At 64.6% G+C, this 21015-nt stretch carries 20 protein-coding genes and 1 pseudogene; 14 read left to right on the forward strand and 7 right to left on the reverse strand.

The genetic code is table 11. The annotated features are described in order from the left end of the window. The 4 genes from TK49_RS05935 to TK49_RS05950 all read left to right on the forward strand — a co-directional run bounded on the left by TK49_RS05935 (position 1) and on the right by TK49_RS05950 (position 4510). Positions 1-1143, forward strand: coding sequence for an acetyltransferase domain-containing protein (locus tag TK49_RS05935; protein WP_045785885.1), 1143 nt, complete (start codon positions 1-3; stop codon positions 1141-1143). A gap of 73 nt (positions 1144-1216) precedes the next feature. Continuing rightward, positions 1217-1711 carry an NUDIX hydrolase gene (locus TK49_RS05940; protein WP_045785886.1) on the forward strand — a complete coding sequence of 165 codons (495 nt, stop codon included), beginning with the start codon at positions 1217-1219 and terminating at the stop codon, positions 1709-1711. Then, positions 1708-2820: a tRNA 2-thiouridine(34) synthase MnmA gene (mnmA, locus tag TK49_RS05945; RefSeq protein WP_045785887.1), complete on the forward strand. Its 1113-nt coding sequence runs from the start codon at positions 1708-1710 to the stop codon at positions 2818-2820. The genes TK49_RS05940 and mnmA overlap by 4 nt, the downstream gene beginning before the upstream one ends. Positions 2821-2911: 91 nt before the next feature. Next, positions 2912-4510 carry an FMN-binding glutamate synthase family protein gene (locus TK49_RS05950; RefSeq protein ID WP_045785888.1) on the forward strand — a complete coding sequence of 533 codons (1599 nt, stop codon included), beginning with the start codon at positions 2912-2914 and terminating at the stop codon, positions 4508-4510. Between the two features lie 9 nt (positions 4511-4519). Here TK49_RS05950 and TK49_RS05955 read toward each other — a convergent pair whose 3' ends face one another. Then, positions 4520-5128 carry a glutathione S-transferase gene (locus tag TK49_RS05955; protein WP_045785889.1) on the reverse strand — a complete coding sequence of 203 codons (609 nt, stop codon included), beginning with the start codon at positions 5126-5128 and terminating at the stop codon, positions 4520-4522. A 231-nt stretch (positions 5129-5359) separates the two neighbouring features. Between TK49_RS05955 and purB the strand changes: the two genes are divergently transcribed. The 4 genes from purB to TK49_RS05975 all read left to right on the forward strand — a co-directional run bounded on the left by purB (position 5360) and on the right by TK49_RS05975 (position 8938). Beyond that, a complete protein-coding gene (gene purB / locus TK49_RS05960; protein ID WP_045785890.1) occupies positions 5360-6739 on the forward strand; it encodes an adenylosuccinate lyase in 1380 nt (459 codons plus the stop codon). A 263-nt stretch (positions 6740-7002) separates the two neighbouring features. Continuing rightward, the gene (locus TK49_RS05965; RefSeq protein WP_045785891.1) at positions 7003-7581 is read left to right on the forward strand and encodes a cytochrome b; all 579 of its coding nucleotides are present in this window, start codon (positions 7003-7005) and stop codon (positions 7579-7581) included. A 118-nt stretch (positions 7582-7699) separates the two neighbouring features. Continuing rightward, complete coding sequence (locus tag TK49_RS05970; RefSeq protein ID WP_045787768.1) at positions 7700-8272, forward strand: YceI family protein; 573 nt, start codon at positions 7700-7702, stop codon at positions 8270-8272. A 69-nt stretch (positions 8273-8341) separates the two neighbouring features. Continuing rightward, on the forward strand, positions 8342-8938 hold the full coding sequence (locus tag TK49_RS05975; protein ID WP_045785892.1) for a YceI family protein: 597 nt from the start codon (positions 8342-8344) through the stop codon (positions 8936-8938). 71 nt (positions 8939-9009) lie between these two features. Here the strand turns inward: TK49_RS05975 and secF are convergent, their stop codons facing one another. From secF to queA, 5 genes are all read right to left on the reverse strand, one after another. Further along, complete coding sequence (gene secF / locus TK49_RS05980) at positions 9010-9978, reverse strand: protein translocase subunit SecF (RefSeq protein ID WP_045785893.1); 969 nt, start codon at positions 9976-9978, stop codon at positions 9010-9012. Between the two features lie 76 nt (positions 9979-10054). Beyond that, the gene (gene secD, locus TK49_RS05985) at positions 10055-11935 is read right to left on the reverse strand and encodes a protein translocase subunit SecD (protein ID WP_045785894.1); all 1881 of its coding nucleotides are present in this window, start codon (positions 11933-11935) and stop codon (positions 10055-10057) included. 89 nt (positions 11936-12024) lie between these two features. Then, positions 12025-12357, reverse strand: a complete 333-nt coding sequence (gene yajC / locus TK49_RS05990; protein ID WP_045785895.1) for a preprotein translocase subunit YajC — start codon at positions 12355-12357, stop codon at positions 12025-12027. A 105-nt stretch (positions 12358-12462) separates the two neighbouring features. After that, positions 12463-13614: a tRNA guanosine(34) transglycosylase Tgt gene (gene tgt, locus TK49_RS05995; protein WP_045785896.1), complete on the reverse strand. Its 1152-nt coding sequence runs from the start codon at positions 13612-13614 to the stop codon at positions 12463-12465. 2 nt (positions 13615-13616) lie between these two features. Then, positions 13617-14678 carry a tRNA preQ1(34) S-adenosylmethionine ribosyltransferase-isomerase QueA gene (queA, locus tag TK49_RS06000; protein ID WP_045787769.1) on the reverse strand — a complete coding sequence of 354 codons (1062 nt, stop codon included), beginning with the start codon at positions 14676-14678 and terminating at the stop codon, positions 13617-13619. A gap of 132 nt (positions 14679-14810) precedes the next feature. Here queA and recG point away from each other — a divergent pair, with 132 nt between their 5' ends. From recG to TK49_RS06020, 4 genes are all read left to right on the forward strand, one after another. Next, the gene (gene recG, locus TK49_RS06005; RefSeq protein ID WP_045785897.1) at positions 14811-16958 is read left to right on the forward strand and encodes an ATP-dependent DNA helicase RecG; all 2148 of its coding nucleotides are present in this window, start codon (positions 14811-14813) and stop codon (positions 16956-16958) included. Between the two features lie 254 nt (positions 16959-17212). Continuing rightward, complete coding sequence (locus TK49_RS06010) at positions 17213-18160, forward strand: LysR substrate-binding domain-containing protein (RefSeq protein ID WP_045785898.1); 948 nt, start codon at positions 17213-17215, stop codon at positions 18158-18160. Positions 18161-18553: 393 nt separating this feature from the next. After that, the gene (locus TK49_RS06015; RefSeq protein ID WP_045785899.1) at positions 18554-18817 is read left to right on the forward strand and encodes a hypothetical protein; all 264 of its coding nucleotides are present in this window, start codon (positions 18554-18556) and stop codon (positions 18815-18817) included. Positions 18818-18977: 160 nt separating this feature from the next. Then, positions 18978-19973 carry a YiiX/YebB-like N1pC/P60 family cysteine hydrolase gene (locus tag TK49_RS06020; RefSeq protein ID WP_052698593.1) on the forward strand — a complete coding sequence of 332 codons (996 nt, stop codon included), beginning with the start codon at positions 18978-18980 and terminating at the stop codon, positions 19971-19973. Positions 19974-20027: 54 nt separating this feature from the next. Here TK49_RS06020 and TK49_RS25225 read toward each other — a convergent pair. Beyond that, positions 20028-20159 (reverse strand): annotated as a pseudogene (locus TK49_RS25225) (abortive infection family protein); the annotation flags it as partial. 95 nt (positions 20160-20254) lie between these two features. On the opposite strand from TK49_RS25225, the gene tnpA reads away from it, so the two are divergent. Both tnpA and tnpB read left to right on the forward strand, forming a co-directional pair. Further along, a complete protein-coding gene (gene tnpA, locus TK49_RS06025; protein ID WP_004633552.1) occupies positions 20255-20626 on the forward strand; it encodes an IS66-like element accessory protein TnpA in 372 nt (123 codons plus the stop codon). Then, the gene (gene tnpB, locus TK49_RS06030; protein WP_146049720.1) at positions 20614-20958 is read left to right on the forward strand and encodes an IS66 family insertion sequence element accessory protein TnpB; all 345 of its coding nucleotides are present in this window, start codon (positions 20614-20616) and stop codon (positions 20956-20958) included. Before tnpA ends, tnpB begins: the two co-directional genes overlap by 13 nt. Positions 20959-21015 lie beyond the last annotated feature (57 nt).

Genomic DNA, 21015 nt, shown 5'->3' on the forward strand with positions numbered 1-21015 from the left:
ATGGGAGCCGGTTCTTCGCGGCTTGCCTCAGTGGATGCGCTGCGCGGCCTCGTGATGACACTGATGGTGGTCGACCATCTGCGTGAGTTCTTCTTCCTGCACGCGCAGGTGGCAGACCCCGTCGATCTGGCGGTCACTTCGCCGGCGCTGGCGCTGACACGCTTTGCCAGTCACCCGTGCGCGCCGGTATTCGTGTTTCTGGCGGGCATGTCGGCGTGGCTGTCCGCGCAGAAGCCCGGCGCGGATCGGCTCGGTGTGTCGGCGCATCTGGTCCAGCGTGGGCTGTTCCTCGTGGTCCTGGAGTTGACCGTCGTGAACTTTGCCTGGACGTTTGCCTTGCCGCCCACGACGGTCTATCTGCAAGTCATCTGGACGATCGGCTTGTCGATGATCGCGCTGGCGGTGCTGATCTGGCTGCCGCGCGGCGGGTTGCTGGCGGTCTCGCTGGTGATCGTGGCGGGGCACAACCTGCTCACGCAGACGCATCTGGCGCCGGGTTCCACGTGGCATGCGCTGTGGGCGGTGCTGCATCAGCGCGACTGGATTGTGCTGGGCGATGCGCTGCGGCTGCGCACGTCGTATCCGGCGCTCGCGTGGGTCGGTGTGATCGGCCTCGGTTATGCGTTTGCGCCGGCGTATGCGCGGCGCTCACCGGAGGCGCGGCGGGCGTTGTGTTGGCGGCTGGGCGTGGCGAGCCTGGTCGGGTTTACGATGCTGCGCGCGTTCAACGACTATGGCGAGCCGCAACCGTGGGCCGGTTACCCTGATGCGCTGGGCACCGCCGTGTCGTTCCTCAATCTCACCAAGTACCCACCGTCGCTGGATTTCCTGCTGCTGACGCTCGGCTTGGGCCTGTGTGCGCTGGCATGGCTCGACCGCCTGCCCGTACGCGCAGCGCACGTGCTGCAGACGCTGGGCGCTGCGCCCATGTTCTTCTATCTGCTGCATCTCTATCTGCTGCACGTCGCCTATCTGGCGGCGTTCCACCTGTTCGGCGCCAACCACGGCTCGCGTTTCGGCTTCGATTCCGTCTGGCAGCTGTGGGCGGCATGGCTGCCGACGCTCGCGCTGCTGTATTGGCCGACTCGCTGGTTTGCAGGGCTGCGCCGCACAGGGCGTTACCGGTGGATGCGCTATTTGTGACGCCGCCGCCATCCCCAGCAGGGGTGGCCGCGGACGGCTACAATAACGCCTTGTTTTTGTTGCCTTTTTTGCCATGAACCAAGCCGTCCGCTGGAAGCCCAGCGTCACCGTTGCCGCCGTCATCGAACAGGACGGGCGCTTTCTGCTGGTGGAAGAGCACACCGACGCCGGTTTGCGCCTGAACCAGCCTGCCGGCCACCTGGACCCCGACGAAAGCCTGGTCGACGCCGTCGCACGCGAGGCGCTGGAAGAAACCGCGCACAGCTTTGTGCCGACGGCCTTCCTGGGCTGCTACATGGCGCAGTTCCAGCCGCCGCAGGGCGATCCGGTCACCTATGTGCGGATGGCGTTCACGGGCGAACTCGGCCCCTTCGACCCGCGTCGCAAGCTCGATGACGGCATCGTCCGCACGGTATGGATGACGGCCGATGAAATCCGCGCCACCCGCGAGCGCCACCGCAGCCCGCTGCTGCTCGCCTGCGTGGAGGACTACGTGGCCGGCAAGCGCTATCCGCTCGACATCATCCACACGCATCCGAGCACCTACGGCCTGGAGGTGGTGCGATGACCAAGAAGCGCGTGGTCGTCGGGATGTCCGGCGGCGTCGATTCCTCCGTCACGGCGTGGCTGCTCAAGCAGCAGGGCTATGACGTCGTCGGCCTGTTCATGAAGAACTGGGAAGACGATGACGACAGCGAATACTGCTCGACCCGGCAGGACTGGATCGACGTGGTGTCGGTGGCCGACCTGATCGGCGTGGACGTCGAGGCCGTCAACTTTGCCGCCGAGTACAAGGACCGCGTGTTCGCCGATTTCCTGCGCGAATACTCGGCCGGCCGCACGCCGAACCCCGATGTGCTGTGCAACGCCGAGATCAAGTTCAAGGCCTTCCTCGACCACGCGATGGCGCTCGGCGCCGACACCATTGCCACCGGCCACTACGCCCGCGTGCGCGAAGTCGACGGCCGCTTCGAGTTGCTCAAGGCGTTCGACCACACGAAAGACCAGAGCTATTTCCTGCATCGCCTGAACCAGGCGCAACTGTCGCGCACGCTGTTTCCGCTGGGGGAGATTCCGAAGACGAAAGTGCGGGAGATTGCTGCGGAGATCGGCCTGCCCAATGCCAAGAAGAAGGATTCCACCGGCATCTGCTTTATCGGCGAGCGGCCGTTTCGCGATTTCCTGAATCGCTACCTGCCGACCAAGCCCGGCCCGATCAAGACGCCGGACGGCAAGACCATCGGCGAGCACATCGGCCTGGCGTTCTACACGCTGGGGCAGCGCAAGGGCATCGGCATCGGCGGCAGCCGCGACGGCAACGGCGATGCCTGGTACGTGGCCCGCAAGGACATGGCGGCCAACACGTTGTATGTGGTGCAAGGTCACGACCACCCGTGGCTGCTGGCGCATACCGTGCACGCTGACGATCTGAGCTGGGTGGCCGGCCACGCGCCGGCGCAAGGCACGCTGCTGGCCGCCAAGACGCGCTATCGCCAGGCCGACGCGCCCTGCGCCGTGGTTCGTGCTGCCGGGGGTGCGCTCACGTTGAGCTTCCCCGAGGCCCAGTGGGCCGTGACACCCGGTCAGTCCGCCGTGCTGTACGACGGCGAGGTGTGCCTGGGCGGCGGCATCATTTCCGCGGCCGAGCCGGCCACCATCGAAAAGGCGGTCGCCTGATCGGTTTCCGCAACATGGCGTTGTGACGGCTGCGGCCATCGCCGCGCTCGTTTAAGCTGGCGCCCACGTTTGCTTCCACACAGGGTTTGCCATGCTGCCACGCCGTTACTGGGCCTTCGCGGGTGTTGTGCTGTTGTTTGTCGTCACCGCGGGGTTTGCGGTGGCGGGGCGCCTGCACTGGGCCTGCGCGGTGATCCCCGGGGTCTTCGTACTTCTGGGCCTGCACGACCTCACGCAGACGCGCCATTCGGTGCTGCGCAACTACCCGCTGTGGGGTCACCTGCGTTTCCTGTTCGAGTTCATCCGCCCCGAAATCCGTCAGTACTTCGTTGAGGACGATACCGACGAGAAACCGTTCTCGCGGGCCCAGCGCAGCATTGTCTACCAGCGCGCCAAGGGCGAAGTCGACAGCCGCCCGTTCGGGACCGAGGTCGACGTGAAGGTGCCGGGGCACGAGTGGATCGGCCACTCGCTCGCGCCTACGCGCATCGCGTCGTCCGATTTTCGCGTGATGGTGGGCGAGGGGCGCGCCCAGCCGTATTCGATGTCGGTGTTCAACATCTCGGCGATGAGCTTCGGGGCGCTCTCGGGCAACGCCATCCGGGCGCTGAACCGCGGCGCGAAGCTCGGCAACTTCATCCATGACACGGGCGAGGGTTCGATCTCGCCGTACCACCGCGAAGAAGGCGGCGACCTGATCTGGGAAGTCGCTTCCGGCTATTTCGGCTGCCGCGACGCCAACGGCCGCTTCGACCCCGAGCGCTTCGCCGAGCAGGCGCGCAGCCCGCAGGTGAAGATGATCGAGGTGAAGCTGTCGCAGGGTGCCAAGCCGGGCCACGGCGGCGTGCTGCCCGCGGCCAAGGTGACGCCGGAAATTGCCGCCACGCGCGGCATCCCGATCGGGCAGGACTGCATCTCGCCGGCTTCGCATTCCGAGTTCTCCACGCCGCTCGGTTTGCTGCAATTCGTCGACCGGCTGCGCACGCTGTCCGGCGGCAAGCCCACCGGCTTCAAGCTGTGCATCGGGCACCCGTGGGAGTTCTTCGGCATCGTCAAGGCGATGCTGGAGTCGGGCATCCTGCCGGACTTCATCGTCGTGGATGGCGCCGAGGGCGGCACGGGCGCCGCACCGCTTGAATTTACCGACCACGTCGGCACACCGCTGCAGGAAGGGCTGCTGCTGGTGCACAACACGCTGGTCGGCACCAACCTGCGTGACAAGATCAGGATTGGCGCGTCGGGCAAGATCGTCACCGCGTTCGACGTGGCGCGCACGCTGGCGATGGGCGCCGACTGGTGCAACGCGGCGCGCGGCTTCATGTTTGCGCTGGGCTGCATCCAGGCGCAGAAATGTCACACCGACCGCTGCCCGACCGGCGTGGCCACGCAGGATCCGTCTCGCCAGAAAGCGCTGGTGGTGCCGGACAAGGCCGAGCGCGTGCATCAATATCACCGGCACACGCTGCATGCACTGCTGGAGCTGACGCAGGCAGCGGGGCTGCAGCATCCGGCGGATTTCCGTGCGCACCACATCGTACGGCGCGTGTCGGGCAACGAGGTGCAGTTGCTCTCGGCGCTGCTCAAATACCTCGAGCCCGGCGATCTGCTGGCCGGGCGCTACCGTTATCAGCTATACGAACGTTACTGGCCGATGGCCCAGGCCGACCGGTTTGATCCGGTGGCCGTGTAGGGCGGCGATTTACTGCGGCTGGGTTTCGATGAAGCTCGGCCGTTTTTCCATGCGCGCGTAGAACGCGGCGAGATTGGCGTGCCGTTCGCGCCAGTCGATCTGTGGCTGGCGGAAATCGAGGTAGCCGAGCGCGCAGCCCACGGCAATGTCGGCCAGCGTCAGGTGGTTGCCGTTGCACCACGTCTTGTCGGCCAGGCCCTGCGACATGGCCTTCAGCGCATCGTCGATCTTGTGGTTCTGGCGTGCGAGCCAGGTTTCGCTGCGCTGCTCGGGCGTGCGCTGCGTGTGTTCGATGCGGAGCATGAGCGCTGCGTCGAGCAGCCCGTCGGCGAGCGCTTCCCAGCAGCGTACTTCCACGCGCTCGCGGCCCGACGGCGGAATCAGCCGCGCCACGGGCGACAGCGTGTCGGCATATTCGGCGATCACGCGCGAGTCGAACAGGGCGCCACCGTCGTCCATCACCAGGCAGGGCACCTTGCCGAGCGGGTTGAACTGGTGGATCTGCGTGTTGGCGCTCCACACGTCTTCCAGCACGAACTGGTAGTCGATTTTCTTTTCTGCCAGGACCACGCGCACCTTGCGGGTGTACGGGCTGGCGTGCGATCCGATCAGTTTCATAGGCATGTCATGTTGGAGGCGGAAGTATAGCTGCGGGCTTTCCCGAGTGCCGTGCGAAGCGCTTCAACCAAAGGGCGCCTTGTCAGGCGTCGGATCGACCGTAAAGCCGGGGTGCCGGATGGTAAAATCGCGGGTTCGCTCTTGCGCCGTCCGGGCGCTCCCGACTCAACGCTCGATGGGGCGCCCGGGTTGTCCGGATTGAGATTCCCTTCACATTTTTCCCCGCCTGCCATGTCGTCGCTTTCTGCTCTGACCGCCCTGTCTCCCATCGATGGCCGCTACGCCGCCAAGGCCGATCCGCTGCGTGAGTGGCTGTCGGAAGCCGCTTTCATGCGCAATCGCGTGAAGGTGGAGGTGCACTGGCTGATCGCCCTGTCGCAGGCGGGCCTGGCGGAAATCCCACGTTTTTCGGCCGACGCCGAGCGCGCGCTGCTGGCCTTGGTCGAGAACTTTGCCGAGGCAGACGCCGCCCGCATCAAAGAGATCGAAGCCGTCACCAACCATGACGTGAAGGCCGTCGAATACTGGATGAAGGAGCGCGTGAAGGGCAACCCGGAACTCGAAGCCGCGAGCGAATTCATCCACTTTGCCTGCACATCGGAAGACATCAACAATACCTCGCACGGCATGATGCTCAAAGGCGCGCGCGACACGGTGATCGTGCCGGCGCTGCGCCGCGTCCAGGCGCGCCTGGTGGAACTGGCTCACGCCAACGCCGATGTGCCGATGCTCTCGCGCACGCACGGCCAGCCGGCCAGCCCCACCACGCTGGGCAAGGAAATGGCCAACGTGGCCGCGCGCCTGGACCGTGCCATCCGCCGCATCGAGGCCGTGGAGCTGCTCGGCAAGATGAACGGCGCGGTCGGCAACTACAACGCGCACCTGTCGGCCTACCCGTCGCTGGACTGGGAAGCCTTCTCGAAGAACGTGATCGAGCAGCGCCTGGGCCTGACGTTCAACCCGTACACGATCCAGATCGAGCCGCACGACTACATGGCCGAACTGTTCGACGCCGTGGCGCGCGCCAACACGATCATCCTCGACCTCGACCGTGACGTCTGGGGCTACATCTCGCAGGGCTACTTCAAGCAGAAGACGAAGGCCGGCGAGATCGGCTCGTCGACCATGCCGCACAAGGTCAACCCGATCGACTTCGAAAACTCGGAAGGCAACGTCGGTCTGGCCAACGCGGTGCTGCGCCACCTGTCGGAAAAGCTGCCGGTGTCGCGCTGGCAGCGTGACCTGACCGATTCGACCGTGCTGCGCAACATCGGCGTGGCGTTCGGCTACAGCCTGCTCGCGTACGACGCGTGCCTGCGCGGCCTGGGCAAGCTGGAAACCAACCCGGCCCGCCTGGCCGAAGACCTGGACAACTGCTGGGAAGTCCTGGCCGAGCCGGTGCAGACCGTGATGCGCCGCTACGGCATCGCCAACCCGTACGAGCAGTTGAAGGAACTGACGCGGGGCAAGGGTATCTCGCGCGAGGCGCTGCGTGAATTCATCGCCACGCTGGCGATTCCCGAAGACGCCCGCCAGCTGCTGCTTGACATGACGCCCGGCAGCTACATCGGCAAGGCCGCGGAACTGGCGCGCCGGATCGGCAGCGTCTGATCATTCCGAAAATTTGTTGGGCTGATACAAAGACAGCCTCCTCCGTAGCGATACGGAGGAGGCTGTTTTGCTATGGAGCGCGGGTAGAATTCGCCGGGCGGGGCTAGCGCGCGGGTCTTCCGAACATCAAAAAATTTGAACTTGTTGGTGAACTGCAGGCCGTCTGCGGCCGTCCGATCGCGCAAATAATGCACCATCGTCTGGCGCCGATGTCTGAGCCCGTAAGGCAAACCCGCCGAGCGTCTTTCCAACCGAGGGAACCGATGTCACAAGCTGCTCAACCGAATCTCGCCGTGCGTGCCGCCGACGACGGCGCCTATGGCGCTCCCGCGATCGCGCTGCATTGGATCGTCGCGCTGCTGATATTCGCGGCCTTCGGGCTTGGTCTGTACATGACCGATATCCCCGGATTCACGCCGACCAAGCTCAAGCTGTACTCGTACCATAAGTGGATCGGCATCACCGTGCTGATCTTTGCCGTCCTGCGGGTGCTTTGGCGCCTCACGCACCGTGCGCCGGCACCCGTGGCCGGTATGCCGAAGTGGCAGCACAAGGCGGCCGAGGGCGCGCACCTGGTGCTGTATCTGCTGATCCTGGCCGTGCCGCTGACCGGCTATCTGTTCAGCGTGGCGGCCGGTGTCAAGGTTGTCTACCTTGGCCTGTGGGAACTGCCGATGCCGTTCGAGAAGAGCGATGCGCTCAAGGTCGTGTTCGGCGCAGCGCATGAATGGCTGAACTGGACGATGGCCGCCATCGTCGTGCTGCACATTCTGGCCGCGCTCAAGCATCACGTGGTCGATCGTGACGGCACGCTGCGCCGCATGGTGCCGTTCTTGCGCTGAGTCGGCCGCTCTCGATCCGCTGTTCTGGTTTTCAGATGCCGGTGCACGCCGGCGCCCGTTGTTCTCCGTCTTGACCAAGATTGCCGGCACGATCCGGCCTGACCGAAGGAGTCTGATGATGAAACGCTTTGTGCGCCCCCGCGCGATTGCCCTGGTTGCCGCCGGCGCGCTCTCGATTGCTGCCGTGTCGGTATCGGCCGTTGCCCAGGTGGACGCCGCCAAGAGCAGCGTCACGGCCACCGGCAAGCAGCTCGGTGTGCCGATGGACATCAAGTTCGGCAAGTTCGACGCCACCGTCAACTACAACCCTGCCAACGTGGCCGCTTCCACGGCCAAGGTCGACATCGATATCAACAGCGTCGACGTGGGCGACAAGGCCTACAACGACGAACTGAAGAAGAAGGATTGGTTTGACGCCGCCAAGTATCCGAAAGCCACCTTCGTCTCGTCGGCGTTCAAGCCGGGCGCGGGCGGCAAGGTGGATGTGGTCGGCAAGCTGACCATCAAGGGTGTCACGCAGGATGTGACCGCGCCCGTCACCTTCAGGCAGGAAGGCGCCAACCAGGTCTTTGAAGGTGCGCTGCCCATCAAGCGCAACGCGTTCAAGGTCGGCGATGGTGAATGGAAGGATACGTCCGTCGTCGCGGACGACGTGACGATCAAGTTCCGCGTCGTCATCGCCAAGAAGTAACTTGCTGGATCAGGTTATCCACCCGACGTTTTTTCGGCTCAATCGCCGCTTTTCTCCGCAGGAGTTCTCATGAAATTGCGTACCCTCGTTGCCGCACTGTCGGCTGTTGCAGCCAGCGCCGCCTTTGCTGCACCGGCCACGTATCAGCTGGACCCGAGCCACACCTACCCGAGCTTCGAAGCCGACCACATGGGCGGGCTGTCGAAGTGGCGCGGCAAGTTCGAAAAGTCCAGCGGCACCGTGACCCTGGACCGCCAGGCCAAGAAGGGCACCATCGACGTGACCGTGCAGACCGACAGCATCGACTTCGGTCACGCCAAGATGAACGAGCACGCCAAGAGCCCCGACCTGTTCGACGTGGCCAAGTACCCGACCGCCACGTTCAAGGGCGAATTCACCAAGTTCAAGGGCGACGTGCCGACCGAAGCCGAGGGTCAGCTCACGCTGCGCGGCGTGACCAAGCCGGTCAAGATGGAAATCGATTCGTTCAAGTGCATGCAGCACCCGATGCTCAAGCGCGAAGTGTGCGGCGCCGACGCCGAAGTGACGTTCAAGCGGGACGAGTTCGGCCTCGACTACGGCAAGGCCTACGGTTTCAACATGGAAACCAAGCTGAAGATCCAGGTCGAGGGCATCAAGCAGGACACGAACGTCGCCCAGCAGTAAGCGCGCGACGCCCAAGAAAAAGCCCCGCGATTGCGGGGCTTTTTGTTGCCTGCGGGGCCGCCGGGGAGGGGTCAGACCTGTGCGCCGAAGTTCGGGTCATCCTTCGGGCCGCCGGCCTTTTTCTCGCCCTTGACAAGGTCTTCGCGCTTGACGCCGAGCCACATGCACAGCGCCGCCGCCACGAACACCGACGAATAGATGCCGAACAAAATGCCGATGGTCAGCGCGAGGGCGAAGTAGTGCAGCGTCGGGCCGCCGAACACCAGCATCGACAGCACCATCATTTCCGTCGAACCGTGCGTGATGATCGTGCGCGAGATCGTGCTGGTGATGGCGTGATCGATGATCTCGTGCGTGTTCATCTTCCGGTACTTGCGGAATGCCTCGCGGATCCGGTCGAAGATCACCACGGATTCGTTCACCGAATAGCCGAGCACCGCCAGCACGGCCGCCAGCACCGACAGGGAGAACTCCCACTGGAAGAACGCGAAGAAGCCCAGGATGATGACGATGTCGTGCAGGTTGGCGATCACGCCCGCCACGGCGAACTTCCACTCGAAGCGCACCGACAGGTAGATCACGATGCCGACCACCACGAACAGCAGCGCCAGCAGGCCGTCCGTGGCGAGCTCCTTGCCCACCTGCGGGCCGACGAACTCGACGCGCTGCAGCTTGGCGTCGGGGCTGGCGGCATTCAGGGCCGCCATCACCTGCTGGCTTTGCACGGCCGAGGCGATGGGCTTGCCGTCGGGGCCGTTCTTGAGCGGCAGGCGGATCATCACGTCGCGCGAGGTGCCGAAGTTCTGCACCTGCGCATCGGCGTAGCCCAGCTTTTCAACGTCGGCGCGGATCTTCGGCAGATCGGCGGCCTGGGTGTAGGCGACTTCCATCACCGTGCCACCCGTGAACTCCACCGACAGGTGCAGCCCCTTGTGGAACAGGAAGAAGACAGCGGCGATAAACGTCAGGAACGACACGGCGTTGAGAATCAACGCGTGCTTCATGAACGGAATGTCGCGGCGGATGCGGAAAAACTCCATGGTCTGCCCTTTGTGGCAACCGGCCCTGGTGTGCTGGGCCGGTGCCGGTTATGCAAGATTCAGTGGTGGATGTGCCTTACTGCTGCGCCGGCGACTGGCTGTTGCCGGGCTTCCATACCTGGCCGATCGCCAGGCCCTGCAGCTTCTTGCGGCGGCCATACCAGAGATTGACCAGGGCGCGGTTGAAGAACACCGCCGAGAACATCGAGGTCAGGATGCCCAGGCAGTGCACCACCGCAAAGCCGCGCACCGGGCCCGAACCGAACGCCAGCAGCGCCAGGCCGGCGATCAGCGTGGTCACGTTCGAATCGAGGATGGTCGCCCAGGCGCGCTCGAAGCCGGCGGCGATCGCCATCTGCGCCGAGGCGCCGTTGCGCAGTTCTTCACGGATGCGCTCGTTGATCAGCACGTTGGCGTCGATGGCCATGCCGAGTGCCAGCGCGATGGCCGCAATGCCCGGCAGGGTCAGCGTGGCCTGCAGCATCGACAGGATGGCGATCAGCAGCAACACGTTCACGCCCAGCGCCACCACCGAGAAGGCGCCGAACAGCATGTAGTACACGATCATGAACAGCGAGACGGCGGCAAAGCCGTACGCTGCGGAGTCAAAACCCTTGCGGATGTTGTCGGCACCGAGCGAAGGGCCGATCGTGCGTTCTTCGATGATCTCCATCGGCGCGGCGAGCGAGCCGGCGCGCAGCAGCAGCGCGAGGTCAGCCGACGCCTCCGTCGAACCCATGCCCGTGATCTGGAAGCGCGAGCCCAGTTCCGATTGGATGGTCGCCACCGTCAGCACTTCGCCCTTGCCCTTCTCGAAGAGCACGATGCCCATGCGCTTGCCGATGTTCTCGCGCGACACGTCGCGCAGCACGCGGCCCCCCTGGCCATCGAGTGTGATGTCGACCGACGGATTGTGGTTCTGGTCGAAGCCGGCGGAGGCGCTGGTGATGCGGTCGCCCGTGAAGATCACCTGCTTCTGCAGCAGCACCGGCGCACCGCGGCCCTGCGTGAAGAGCTCGTCGCCGAGCGGTACCGGGTCGTCGGCGCGCGGCAGCAGCGGCGCATTCGGGTCGGCCAGGCGCGCTTCGAGGGTGGCGGTACGGCCGATGATGTCCTTGGCCTTGGCGGTGTCCTGCACGCCGGGCAGCTGGACGACGATGCGGTCCGGTCCCTGCTGCTGGATCACCGGTTCGGCCACGCCGAGTTCGTTCACGCGGTTGTGCAGCGTGACGATGTTCTGCTTGATGGCGTTGTCCTGCACTTCCTTCATCGCCGCAGCGGTGAAGGTGCCGGTGAGCGTGGCGCCATCGGCCGTCTTGTCGACGTTGAAAGCGAGCTCGCGCATGGAGTCGGCCAGCATGCCGCGGGCGCGCTCGGCATCGTCGGCGCTGCCGAACTTGATGGTCAGGGCCGAGCCGTTGCGGTCGATGCCGTTGTGGCGGATGCCCTTGTCGCGCAGTTGCGTGCGGATGTCGCCCGCCAGCGAGTCGAGCTTCTTGGTCAGCGCGCCCTTCATGTCGACCTGCAGCAGGAAGTGCACGCCGCCACGCAGGTCCAGGCCAAGGTACATCGGCAGCGCGTGGATGGCGGTCAGCCAGCGCGGCGAGCCCGACAGCAGGTTCAGCGCGACGATGTAGGTCGGATCATTCGGATCGGTGTTCAGGCCGCGGGCGAGCGCGTCCTTGGCCTTGAGCTGCGTGTCGGTGTCGGCAAAACGCACGCGCACGCTGCTGGAGGCGCCGTTGGTGTCGAAGAACACGCCGTTGGGCTGTATGTTGGCCGCGGCCAGCAGGCTCTCCACCTGCTTCTGCGTGTTCAGGTCGACCTTGACGGTCGCCTTGCCGGAAGACACCTGCACGGCAGGCGCCTCGCCGAAGAAGTTCGGCAGCGTATAGAGGAACCCGATGGCAAGCGCCACCAGGATCACAAGGTATTTCCAGAGCGGATAGCGATTCATCTTGGATGGTGGTCAGTGCCCGAGGCGCTGCCTGGAGTCCTGGCGCCGCTGCCGCGCATGCGGCACGGCGCCGGTCAAGCCGGATCGGATTACAGCGCCTTGAGCGTGCCCTTGGGCAGCACGGCCGTCACGGCGCTCTTCTGGACGGTGATTTCGGTGTTGGCAGCGATTTCGACGGTGACGAACTGCTCGGCCACCTTCGTCACCTTGCCGAGGATGCCGCCGGCGGTGACGACTTCGTCGCCCTTGGCCAGGGCTTCGAGCATCGCCTTGGTTTCTTTCTGGCGCTTCATTTGCGGGCGGATCATGATGAACCACAGCACCACGAACATCAGGATGATGGGCAGGAAGCTCATCAGGCCACCTGCTGCACCACCAGCCGCCGGTGCGGTTTGCGCGTAAGCGTCGGAAATGAGGAACACGTCAAAACTCCGTAATGGTTCGTCAATCGGTCAAAAATCGGACCGGACATTCTACCATCGCGGTGCTGCGGCAAATGGGCGCGCCCGGCGCCCCGGATCGGCGGCTTACAGGGCTCCGCGCGCGCGGTCTGCGGCGAAGCGCGCCTGGAAAGCAGCAAAGCCGTGCGATTCAATGGCAGCGCGCATTTCGGCCATCAATTCCAGGTAGTAATAGAGATTGTGGATGGTGTTCAGGCGGGCACCCAGGATCTCGCCGACGCGCTGCAGGTGGTGCAGGTAGGCGCGCGAGAAATTGCTGCAGGTGTAGCAGCCGCAAGTCTCGTCCAGCGGGCGCGGATCGTTGCGGTGTACCGCGTTCTTGATCTTGATGTCGCCAAAGCGGGTGAAGAGCCAGCCGTTGCGCGCGTTGCGGGTCGGCATCACGCAGTCGAACATGTCGACGCCCGCGGCGACGCCCGCCACCAGATCTTCCGGCGTACCCACGCCCATCAGGTAATGCGGCTTGTTGGCCGGCAGACGCGGCGCCACGTGCTGCAGCACGCGCATCATGTCTTCCTTGGGCTCGCCGACGGACAGACCGCCGATGGCGTAGCCGCCGAAGCCCTGGCCGCCGGCGTCGGCGTCGATCGCCTGCAGGCCGGCCAGCGATTCATCGCGCAGGTGCTCGAACATGCCGCCCTGCACGATGCCGAACAGCGCGTTCGGATTGCCTTCGCGCTCGAATTCATTGCGCGAGCGCTGCGCCCAGCGCAGGCTCATGCGCATCGAGGCCGCGGCTTCCGCCTCGGTGGCCGGACGATCGCCGATCTTGTACGGCGTGCATTCGTCGAACTGCATGACGATGTCGGAGTTCAGCCGGCGCTGGATCTGCATGGAGATTTCCGGCGACAGGAACAGCCGGTCGCCATTGATGGGCGAGGCGAACGTCACGCCTTCTTCGGTGATCTTGCGCAGATCGCCCAGCGAAAACACCTGGAAACCGCCGGAATCGGTCAGGATGGGCTTGTCCCAGCCATTGAAGCCGTGCAGGCCCTTGTGTGCATCCATCACGTCGAGGCCCGGACGCAGCCACAGGTGGAAGGTGTTGCCCAGGATGATCTGCGCGCCGATGTCCTCGAGCTCCGCCGGCGACATCGCCTTGACTGCGCCATAGGTGCCCACCGGCATGAAGATGGGCGTTTCCACCACACCGTGGTTCAGGGTCATGCGGCCGCGCCGGGCGAGGCCATCGGTGGTGAGGAGTTCGTACTTGAGCATGGTCAGGGGGATCCGGTGTCGCCGGGTTCGGATGGGGCGCGCGTGAGCAGCATGGCGTCGCCGTAGCTGAAGAAGCGATAGCGCTGGGCAATGGCATGCCGGTAAGCGTCGCGGATGGCCTGCATGCCCGCAAACGCCGACACCAGCATCAGCAGCGTCGATTTGGGCAGGTGGAAGTTGGTCACCAGCGCATCGACCACCCGGAAGCGATAACCCGGCGTGATGAAGATATCGGTGTCGCCGCTGCCGGCCTGCAGCGTCCCGTCGGGCAGCGCCGCCGATTCCAGTGCGCGCATGGAGGTCGTGCCGACCGCGATCACGCGCCCGCCCGCGGCCCGCGTGGCGCGAATGGTGTCCGCCAGTTCCGGCGAGATGGCGTACCACTCGCTGTGCATGCGGTGCTCGGCGATGTTCTCCACACGCACCGGCTGGAACGTGCCCGCGCCCACGTGCAGAGTGAGGAAGCCGCGCTTGACGCCCATCGCATCGAGCCTGGCGAACAGCGCATCGTCGAAATGCAGGCCCGCCGTGGGCGCCGCGACGGCGCCGGGATTGCGCGCATACACAGTCTGGTAGCGCGTTTCGTCAAAGCTGTCGGGGTCGTGCTCGATGTACGGCGGCAGCGGCAGGCGGCCGTGCTGCTCGATCAGGTCCAGCGCCGGCTGCGGAAAGCGCAGCGTGAAGAACGGCTCGGCGCGCGGGCCCACCGTCACATCGAAGGCATCGGCCAGGCGCAGCGTGGTGCCTTCCACGGGGGACTTGCTCGAGCGGATCTGCGCGAGCACGGTGTGCTCGTCCAGCAGCCGCTCCACCAGCACTTCGACCTTGCCGCCGCTGGCTTTCTGGCCGAAGAAGCGCGCCTTGATGACGCGCGTGTCGTTGAAGACCAGCAGGTCGCCGGGGCGTACGTAGTCGACCAGGTCGGAGAACTGGCGATCGTCAAAATGCACGCCGTCGGCCTCACGGCGAAGGGCCAGCAGGCGGCTCGCGGTGCGGTCGGGCAGGGCGGTTTGCGCGATCAGCTCGGGCGGCAGATCGAAATCGAAATCGGACAGCGTCAGCATGAGAAGTGGCGCAGACGTGGATTGCACCAGGTGAGGGTGGCGGGCGCCGGTACAATCGGGCGACACCGCAAAGTTCGCCATTGTAAACGTCCTGTGCCGCCTCGCGCCCGCTCCGCCCCTGATGCCGCTCTGATGCCCGACGCTGATACCGCGCCGGCGCCCCAGCCAAAGCGCGGGGCGGCGGCCGACAAGGCGCCCAAGGCCGCCCGCCCGGCGGACAAGCTCGCCAAGCTGGGCCTGCACCGCGACGTCGATCTCGTCCTGCATCTGCCGATGCGCTATGAGGACGAAACCACGCTTCTGACCATCGCCGAGGCCATCGCGCGCGCCAACACCGGCTGGGCCGCGCAGGTCGAAGGCACGGTCACGCGCAACGAAGTGGCGTTCCGGCCGCGCCGGCAGCTCGTCGTGCATATCGCCGACGATTCCGGCGAACTCGTGCTGCGCTTTCTCAATTTCTACGGCAGCCAGGTCAAGCAGATGGCCGAAGGCGTGCGGCTGCGCGTGCGCGGCGAGGTGCGCGGCGGCTTCTTCGGCGCGGAGATGGTCCACCCCACCGTGCGCGCCGTGGCCGAGGACGAGCCGCTGCCCGACCGGCTGACGCCGGTGTATTCGACGGTGGCCGGGGTGCCGCAGGCGTATCTGCGCAAGGCGATCCTGAACACGCTCACGCGTACGCCGCTGCCCGAAACGCTGCCGAACAGCCTCCTCATCGGGCCGCTCGCGCCGTTGAAACTGATGCCGCCCGCCGAGGCGGTGCGGTTGCTGCACCAGCCCACGCCCGACGTGGACGAGCACAGCCTGGTCGAACGCACGCATCCGGCGTGGCTGCGCATCAAGTTTGACGAACTGCTGTCGCAGCAGCTCTCGCTCAAGCGGGCGCAGGCCGCGCGTCGCATGCGCACCGCGCCCGTGCTGCGCGCCACCGGCAGCAATGGCTTGCTCGCGCGCTTCATGCAGGCACTGCCGTTCAACCTGACGGGCGCCCAGGCGCGCGTGTGGGAAGAGATCGGCGCCGACCTCGCGCACCCGTATCCGATGCAGCGGCTGCTGCAGGGCGACGTGGGGAGCGGCAAGACCGTCATCGCCGCGCTGGCTGCATGCCAGGCCATCGATGCGGGCTGGCAGGCCGCGTTGATGGCGCCGACCGAACTGCTGGCCGAGCAGCACTACCGCAAGCTCACTGCATGGCTGGAGCCGCTCGGCGTGGACATCGTCTGGCTGGCCGGCAGCCTCAGGCGCAAACAGAAGGACGAAGCCGCCGCCCGGGTGGCCGCAGGCACGGCGCAACTCGTGATCGGCACGCATGCGCTCATCCAGGACACCGTCACGTTCGCACGCCTGGGGCTGGCGGTTGTGGACGAACAGCACCGCTTCGGTGTGACGCAGCGTCTCGCCTTGCGCGGCAAATCCAGCGGCAAGACCAGCGGCACCGAAGGGCCAGCCGCCAACGCCCCGGTGCCGCACCAGCTCATGATGTCGGCGACGCCGATTCCGCGCACGCTGGCGATGACGTATTACGCGGATCTCGACGTCTCGGCCATCGACGAACTGCCGCCCGGCCGCACGCCCGTGGTCACGCGCCTGGTGAACGACGCCCGCCGCGACGAGGTGATCGAGCGCATCTACGCCGCCGCGCGCGAGGGGCGGCAGGTCTACTGGGTCTGCCCGCTCATCGAAGAGAGCGAAGCGCTGCAGCTGCAGACCGCGGTGGAAACCTTCGAGACCCTTTCGCAAAGCCTCCAGGGGTTGAAGGTCGGCCTGGTGCACGGGCGCCTGCCGTCTGCCGACAAGGCGGCCGTGATGAGCGCGTTTGCCAGCGGCGAGCTGCACGTGCTCGTGGCCACCACCGTCATCGAAGTCGGCGTGGACGTGCCCAATGCCTCGCTGATGGTGATCGAACACGCCGAGCGTTTCGGCCTTGCCCAGTTGCACCAGTTGCGCGGGCGCGTGGGGCGCGGCACGGCGGAATCCGTGTGCGTGCTGCTGTACCAGGCGCCGCTGTCGCCCACGGCCAAGCAGCGCCTGCAGACCATGCGCGAGACCACCGACGGCTTCGAGATCGCCCGGCGCGACCTGGAGATCCGCGGCCCGGGCGAATTCCTCGGTGCACGGCAATCGGGCGAGGCCATGCTGCGCTTTGCCGATCTGAACCACGATGCCTGGCTGGTCGAATTTGCGCAGGAAGCGGCGCAGGCCATGCTCGCGCGCTTTCCGGAAGCGGTGGATGCACACCTCAAGCGCTGGCTGGGCGAGCGCGAACATTACCTGCGCGTGTAGCGGCGTCGCACGCCCAGTCCATCATGTCGGCGCGGATCCGGCGGCTGTCGCGCCTTGCCGCACTCATGCAGGAATCCGTGCAACAGCGATGCAAGCTGCACCCCTGTCGTTTCGGCGATGCAGTCGGACCGGCGTGTCGCACGGGGCAGCGCCTCCATCGACCGCGAGTGCGGTAAAAGGCATTCGGCGCGGACCCAGCAACATCCCCCGTCACAAGGTAAAATCTATCGACATCCAAAAGCCGATTGATTGCCATGACGCTCACCGAACTCAAGTACATCGTTGCCGTTGCGCGCGAACGCCACTTCGGGCGCGCGGCCGAGGCCTGCTTCGTCTCGCAGCCGACGCTGTCGGTCGCCATCAAGAAGCTCGAAGACGAACTGGCCGTGCAGATCTTCGAGCGCGGGGCGTCGGAAGTCAGCGTCACGCCCGTCGGCGAGCAGATCGTCACGCAGGCGCAGCGCGTGCTCGAGCAGACCATGGCGATCCGCGAGATCGCCAAGCAGGGCATGGACCCGCTTGCGGGGCCGCTGCGCCTCGGTGTGATCTATACGATCGGGCCGTACCTGCTGCCGGCGCTGGTCAAGCAGATGATCGACACCGTGCCGCAAATGCCGCTGATGCTGCAGGAGAACTTCACGGTGCGGCTGGTGGAGTTGCTCAAGCAGGGCGAAATCGACTGCGCCATCATGGCCGAGCCGTTTCCCGAGACGGGCCTCATGACCATGCCGCTGTACGACGAACCGTTCGTGGTGGCGGTACCGCGCGGCCATGAACTCGCCAAGGTGGAAGCTGTGGACCCGGAAGCGCTCAAGCAGCAGACGATGCTGCTGCTCGGCAACGGACATTGCTTCCGCGATCACGTGCTGGGCGTGTGCCCCGAGCTGTCGCGCTTTTCGCAAAACGCCGACGGCATCCAGAAAACGTTCGAGGGCTCGTCGCTGGAGACGATTCGCCACATGGTGGCCAGCGGCGTCGGCATCACCGTGCTGCCGCGCACCTCGGTGCCCAGCATGCAGCCGGCCAGCAATGACCTGCTGACGTATGTGCCGTTCCAGGAGCCGGTGCCCGACCGCCGCGTCGTGCTGGCCTGGCGCAAGAGCTTCACCCGCATCGCCGCCATCGAGGCGGTGGCCAAGGCGGTCTCCCAATGTGACCTGCCGGGCGTCAAGCCCTTGCCGCCCGCGCCGCTTCTCCACTGAAGACGTCAGAGGGCCGTCCTTTTGTTGGCATAGCGAAGAAATCTAGAAAAAAGCGCACTTTCAACTAGGAAAATAGCGAAGGTGGCTAGAAAAATTTGCGAAGTAGACTGTGCCGGCACCGGAAACGGCGCCCCTCTCCTATGCTGCCTACGAGCTGCAGTGTTCCCCCCTATAGACCAGTTGCCTTCAAAAGCGCGGCTGTGCAATTGAAATCGGCTGGCCGGTCATATCTCTACGATCCGCCGTCTGAATCGCCTCCGCTGTCACAACATCCCCTACAGAATGGGCATTGCGCCCGGTTTCTCCGTTTGCTATCACCCCAGTGAGCACTGAGGTTACCGCTCCTGCGCACTAAAAAGATCGAGCGACATCCTCCCATCCCCGGAGACCACCATGGCGTACTTGTGGCGCATCGCAGTGGGCAGCAATGTCAGAGAATTCGAGGAGCATGACTCCATAGAGCAAGCATGGGCCTACCTCGACCAACACATGGCAAACCAGAACGAGGAGATTGCCATCGTGTTCGAGAACAATTACGCATACCGCGTCGGAGAGATTTGGCCCAACTACGTCTACTGGGCACACGCTGAAACACCGAATGCTCTACGCATGTACCTGGGTCTATCGGGTTTCTTTGACGAGCCAGAGGGCGCCTAAAGCTCGCTCTCGTTGATTCCGATGCTTGTAATCAGGAACGTGTTCGACGAGTGGCCAGGGGTTCTTTGTTCTGAGACGGTGGAAGTGCTATGCATGCGGGAGCCTTCCGCCAAGTGGCTGCACAATCTAGACACCAAGATTTCAATCCGAGCGAGATCCCGTGAAAAAGATTGATTACACGCAACTCCAGCCGGGCGACATTCTTTTAACGACCAGCCTTGCCGCTGAAAGCTGGTCCATTCGGGCCGGGACAAAAAGCGATATCTCGCACGCGATGCTGTACGTTTCCTCAACCTCGGTCATTGATTCGACCGGCGACGGGGTGCATGCACGTAATCTTCAGAAGATGTTCTACGACGACAAGTGCGCTATCCACGCTCTGCGTCTCAAGGGCCCTCTGACCACGGATCAATTGAGCAAGGCTATTGCATACGCCCGGGCAGTGACTGGAACAGGGTACAGCGTCATTGAAGCCGTACGCACCCTTAGAAATCCTCGTGGCCGGGGCAGCGACAAGCAGTTCTGCTCACGCCTCGTCGCCCGCGCTTATGCCGCGGCGGGTATTACGCTTGTCGGCAATCCCGACTTCTGTACGCCGGAGCAACTCAAAGAGTCGCCTTTCCTGTTCCTGCTTCCCAGTCCGGCGGCTAGTGTTTCGGACGAGGAGTATCGTAGTCTTACGACGCAGCCCAACGGCGTGGAAGGCATGGTTCGCGTGACGAATGATCTCCTGGGTCAAGTAAGGGCGCTCTCACCACAGATTCAATCTATCAACGACGCCTTCCAGTACTTGATTGAAAATCCGGAAATGGACGACGCTGTCCTAGAGGCCTTGCGCTCATCTGGCTACTTGGACTATTGGCGTACAGAGCTTGCGCGATTCCCTTGGCGCTATGACATGGATGCATTGACGGTGCTTTTGGAGAAGAGCCAAGTCGGAGCCGAGATTCGTGAATACTGCGAAGAGACGCTTGCACACGATGCGGCTGGCTCTTTCAAACATTGGGAAATCAATCTTGCAACCGCGCGGGCGCAGGCTGACCAATTCCAGCTCAAGTCGTTCGCAGCCATGGCGCGGTTGTATGAAAACCTAGTTGAAAACCATCAAGTCCGCGTTCGCGTTGCCCGAGAGTGGCTGGCGTCCCGGGCAAAATGAGCGGTACGGATAGCGCCTGGCTCATGCACCCGAGAGGTGTTCTTGGTGATCAGCTCAAAGATCCGAGCGTACGGCCTCTCGGTGCCGATAGGTCTCAGCGATGAAGTCAATGAACGCAACTGCTGACGCGACAGCCAAGCGAGCGTGTCTTGGTTGAAGTCCACGGTGCTGGCCATTGCGGCCGTGGCCGGTGCCGTATAGACGTAAGCACCCGGTGAACCCGTCTTGAAGGGGACCCGCGTAGCAAGGAGCATCGTGTCCATCTAGTTCTAGGTGGACACGTGGACACTATCGAAGAGAGCGCGCCAATACGGCGCCGACGTCGGCATAGCGCCGAGTTCAAGGCCAAGGCAGTGCAGGAGTGCATGCAGCCGGGTGTTTCGATCGCGGCGATAGCCCTGCACCATCGCCTCAATGCGAATCTGCTGCGGCGCTGGGTCGCCGAGCAGGAAGCAAAGAATGGCGCGCCTGAGGACCGCGAGTTGATGAGGGTGCCGCAAGGCGAGTTCATCCCGTTGCGGATCGGCGAGCCGACCACTGCCGTGCCGGACATCCAGATCGAAGTCCGCCGTGGCGCGACGACGATCAGTCTTCGCTGGCCGGGATCGGCCGCAGCGCAGTGCGCCCAGTGGCTGCAAGGGTGGTTGCGTTGATTCGGGTGGACGCGATCTGGTTGGCCGTGGAGCCGCTGGACATGCGCGCCGGTACCGAAACGATCCTCGCGCGGGTCGTCAAGGTGTTCGGCGCGGCACGCCCCCACCACGCCTACCTGTTTGCCAATAAGAGTTCGACGCGCATGAAGGTGCTGGTCTACGACGGCTTCGGCATCTGGCTGGCCGCGCGGCGCCTCAACAAGGGGCGCTTCATCTGGACGAACGGCGACCAGGCGATCGCCACGGCGCTCAATCCCGAGCAATTGCGTGCGCTGGTGACGGGGCTGCCTTGGCAGACGCTCACCCACGACCACGCGATCACGGTCGTGTAATACCCCCAAAGCCGTAAACTGGCTTCCTTCCAGAGGACTTGGGGTTCTGGCAGACTC

It is taken from the genome of Ralstonia mannitolilytica, assembly GCF_000954135.1.
In the GTDB taxonomy this organism is placed as follows: Bacteria; Pseudomonadota; Gammaproteobacteria; order Burkholderiales; family Burkholderiaceae; genus Ralstonia; species Ralstonia mannitolilytica.

Excerpts from the sequence above, each read along its gene's own strand:
- TK49_RS05935 (WP_045785885.1), top strand. The coding sequence starts at position 1 with ATGGGAGCCGGTTCTTCGCGGCTTGCCTCAGTGGATGCGCTGCGCGGC.
- TK49_RS05940 (WP_045785886.1), top strand. The coding sequence starts at position 1,217 with ATGAACCAAGCCGTCCGCTGGAAGCCCAGCGTCACCGTTGCCGCCGTC.
- mnmA (WP_045785887.1), top strand. The coding sequence starts at position 1,708 with ATGACCAAGAAGCGCGTGGTCGTCGGGATGTCCGGCGGCGTCGATTCC.
- TK49_RS05950 (WP_045785888.1), top strand. The coding sequence starts at position 2,912 with ATGCTGCCACGCCGTTACTGGGCCTTCGCGGGTGTTGTGCTGTTGTTT.
- TK49_RS05955 (WP_045785889.1), bottom strand. The coding sequence starts at position 5,128 with ATGAAACTGATCGGATCGCACGCCAGCCCGTACACCCGCAAGGTGCGC.
- purB (WP_045785890.1), top strand. The coding sequence starts at position 5,360 with ATGTCGTCGCTTTCTGCTCTGACCGCCCTGTCTCCCATCGATGGCCGC.
- TK49_RS05965 (WP_045785891.1), top strand. The coding sequence starts at position 7,003 with ATGTCACAAGCTGCTCAACCGAATCTCGCCGTGCGTGCCGCCGACGAC.
- TK49_RS05970 (WP_045787768.1), top strand. The coding sequence starts at position 7,700 with ATGAAACGCTTTGTGCGCCCCCGCGCGATTGCCCTGGTTGCCGCCGGC.
- TK49_RS05975 (WP_045785892.1), top strand. The coding sequence starts at position 8,342 with ATGAAATTGCGTACCCTCGTTGCCGCACTGTCGGCTGTTGCAGCCAGC.
- secF (WP_045785893.1), bottom strand. The coding sequence starts at position 9,978 with ATGGAGTTTTTCCGCATCCGCCGCGACATTCCGTTCATGAAGCACGCG.
- secD (WP_045785894.1), bottom strand. The coding sequence starts at position 11,935 with ATGAATCGCTATCCGCTCTGGAAATACCTTGTGATCCTGGTGGCGCTT.
- tgt (WP_045785896.1), bottom strand. The coding sequence starts at position 13,614 with ATGCTCAAGTACGAACTCCTCACCACCGATGGCCTCGCCCGGCGCGGC.
- queA (WP_045787769.1), bottom strand. The coding sequence starts at position 14,678 with ATGCTGACGCTGTCCGATTTCGATTTCGATCTGCCGCCCGAGCTGATC.
- recG (WP_045785897.1), top strand. The coding sequence starts at position 14,811 with ATGCCCGACGCTGATACCGCGCCGGCGCCCCAGCCAAAGCGCGGGGCG.
- TK49_RS06010 (WP_045785898.1), top strand. The coding sequence starts at position 17,213 with ATGACGCTCACCGAACTCAAGTACATCGTTGCCGTTGCGCGCGAACGC.
- TK49_RS06015 (WP_045785899.1), top strand. The coding sequence starts at position 18,554 with ATGGCGTACTTGTGGCGCATCGCAGTGGGCAGCAATGTCAGAGAATTC.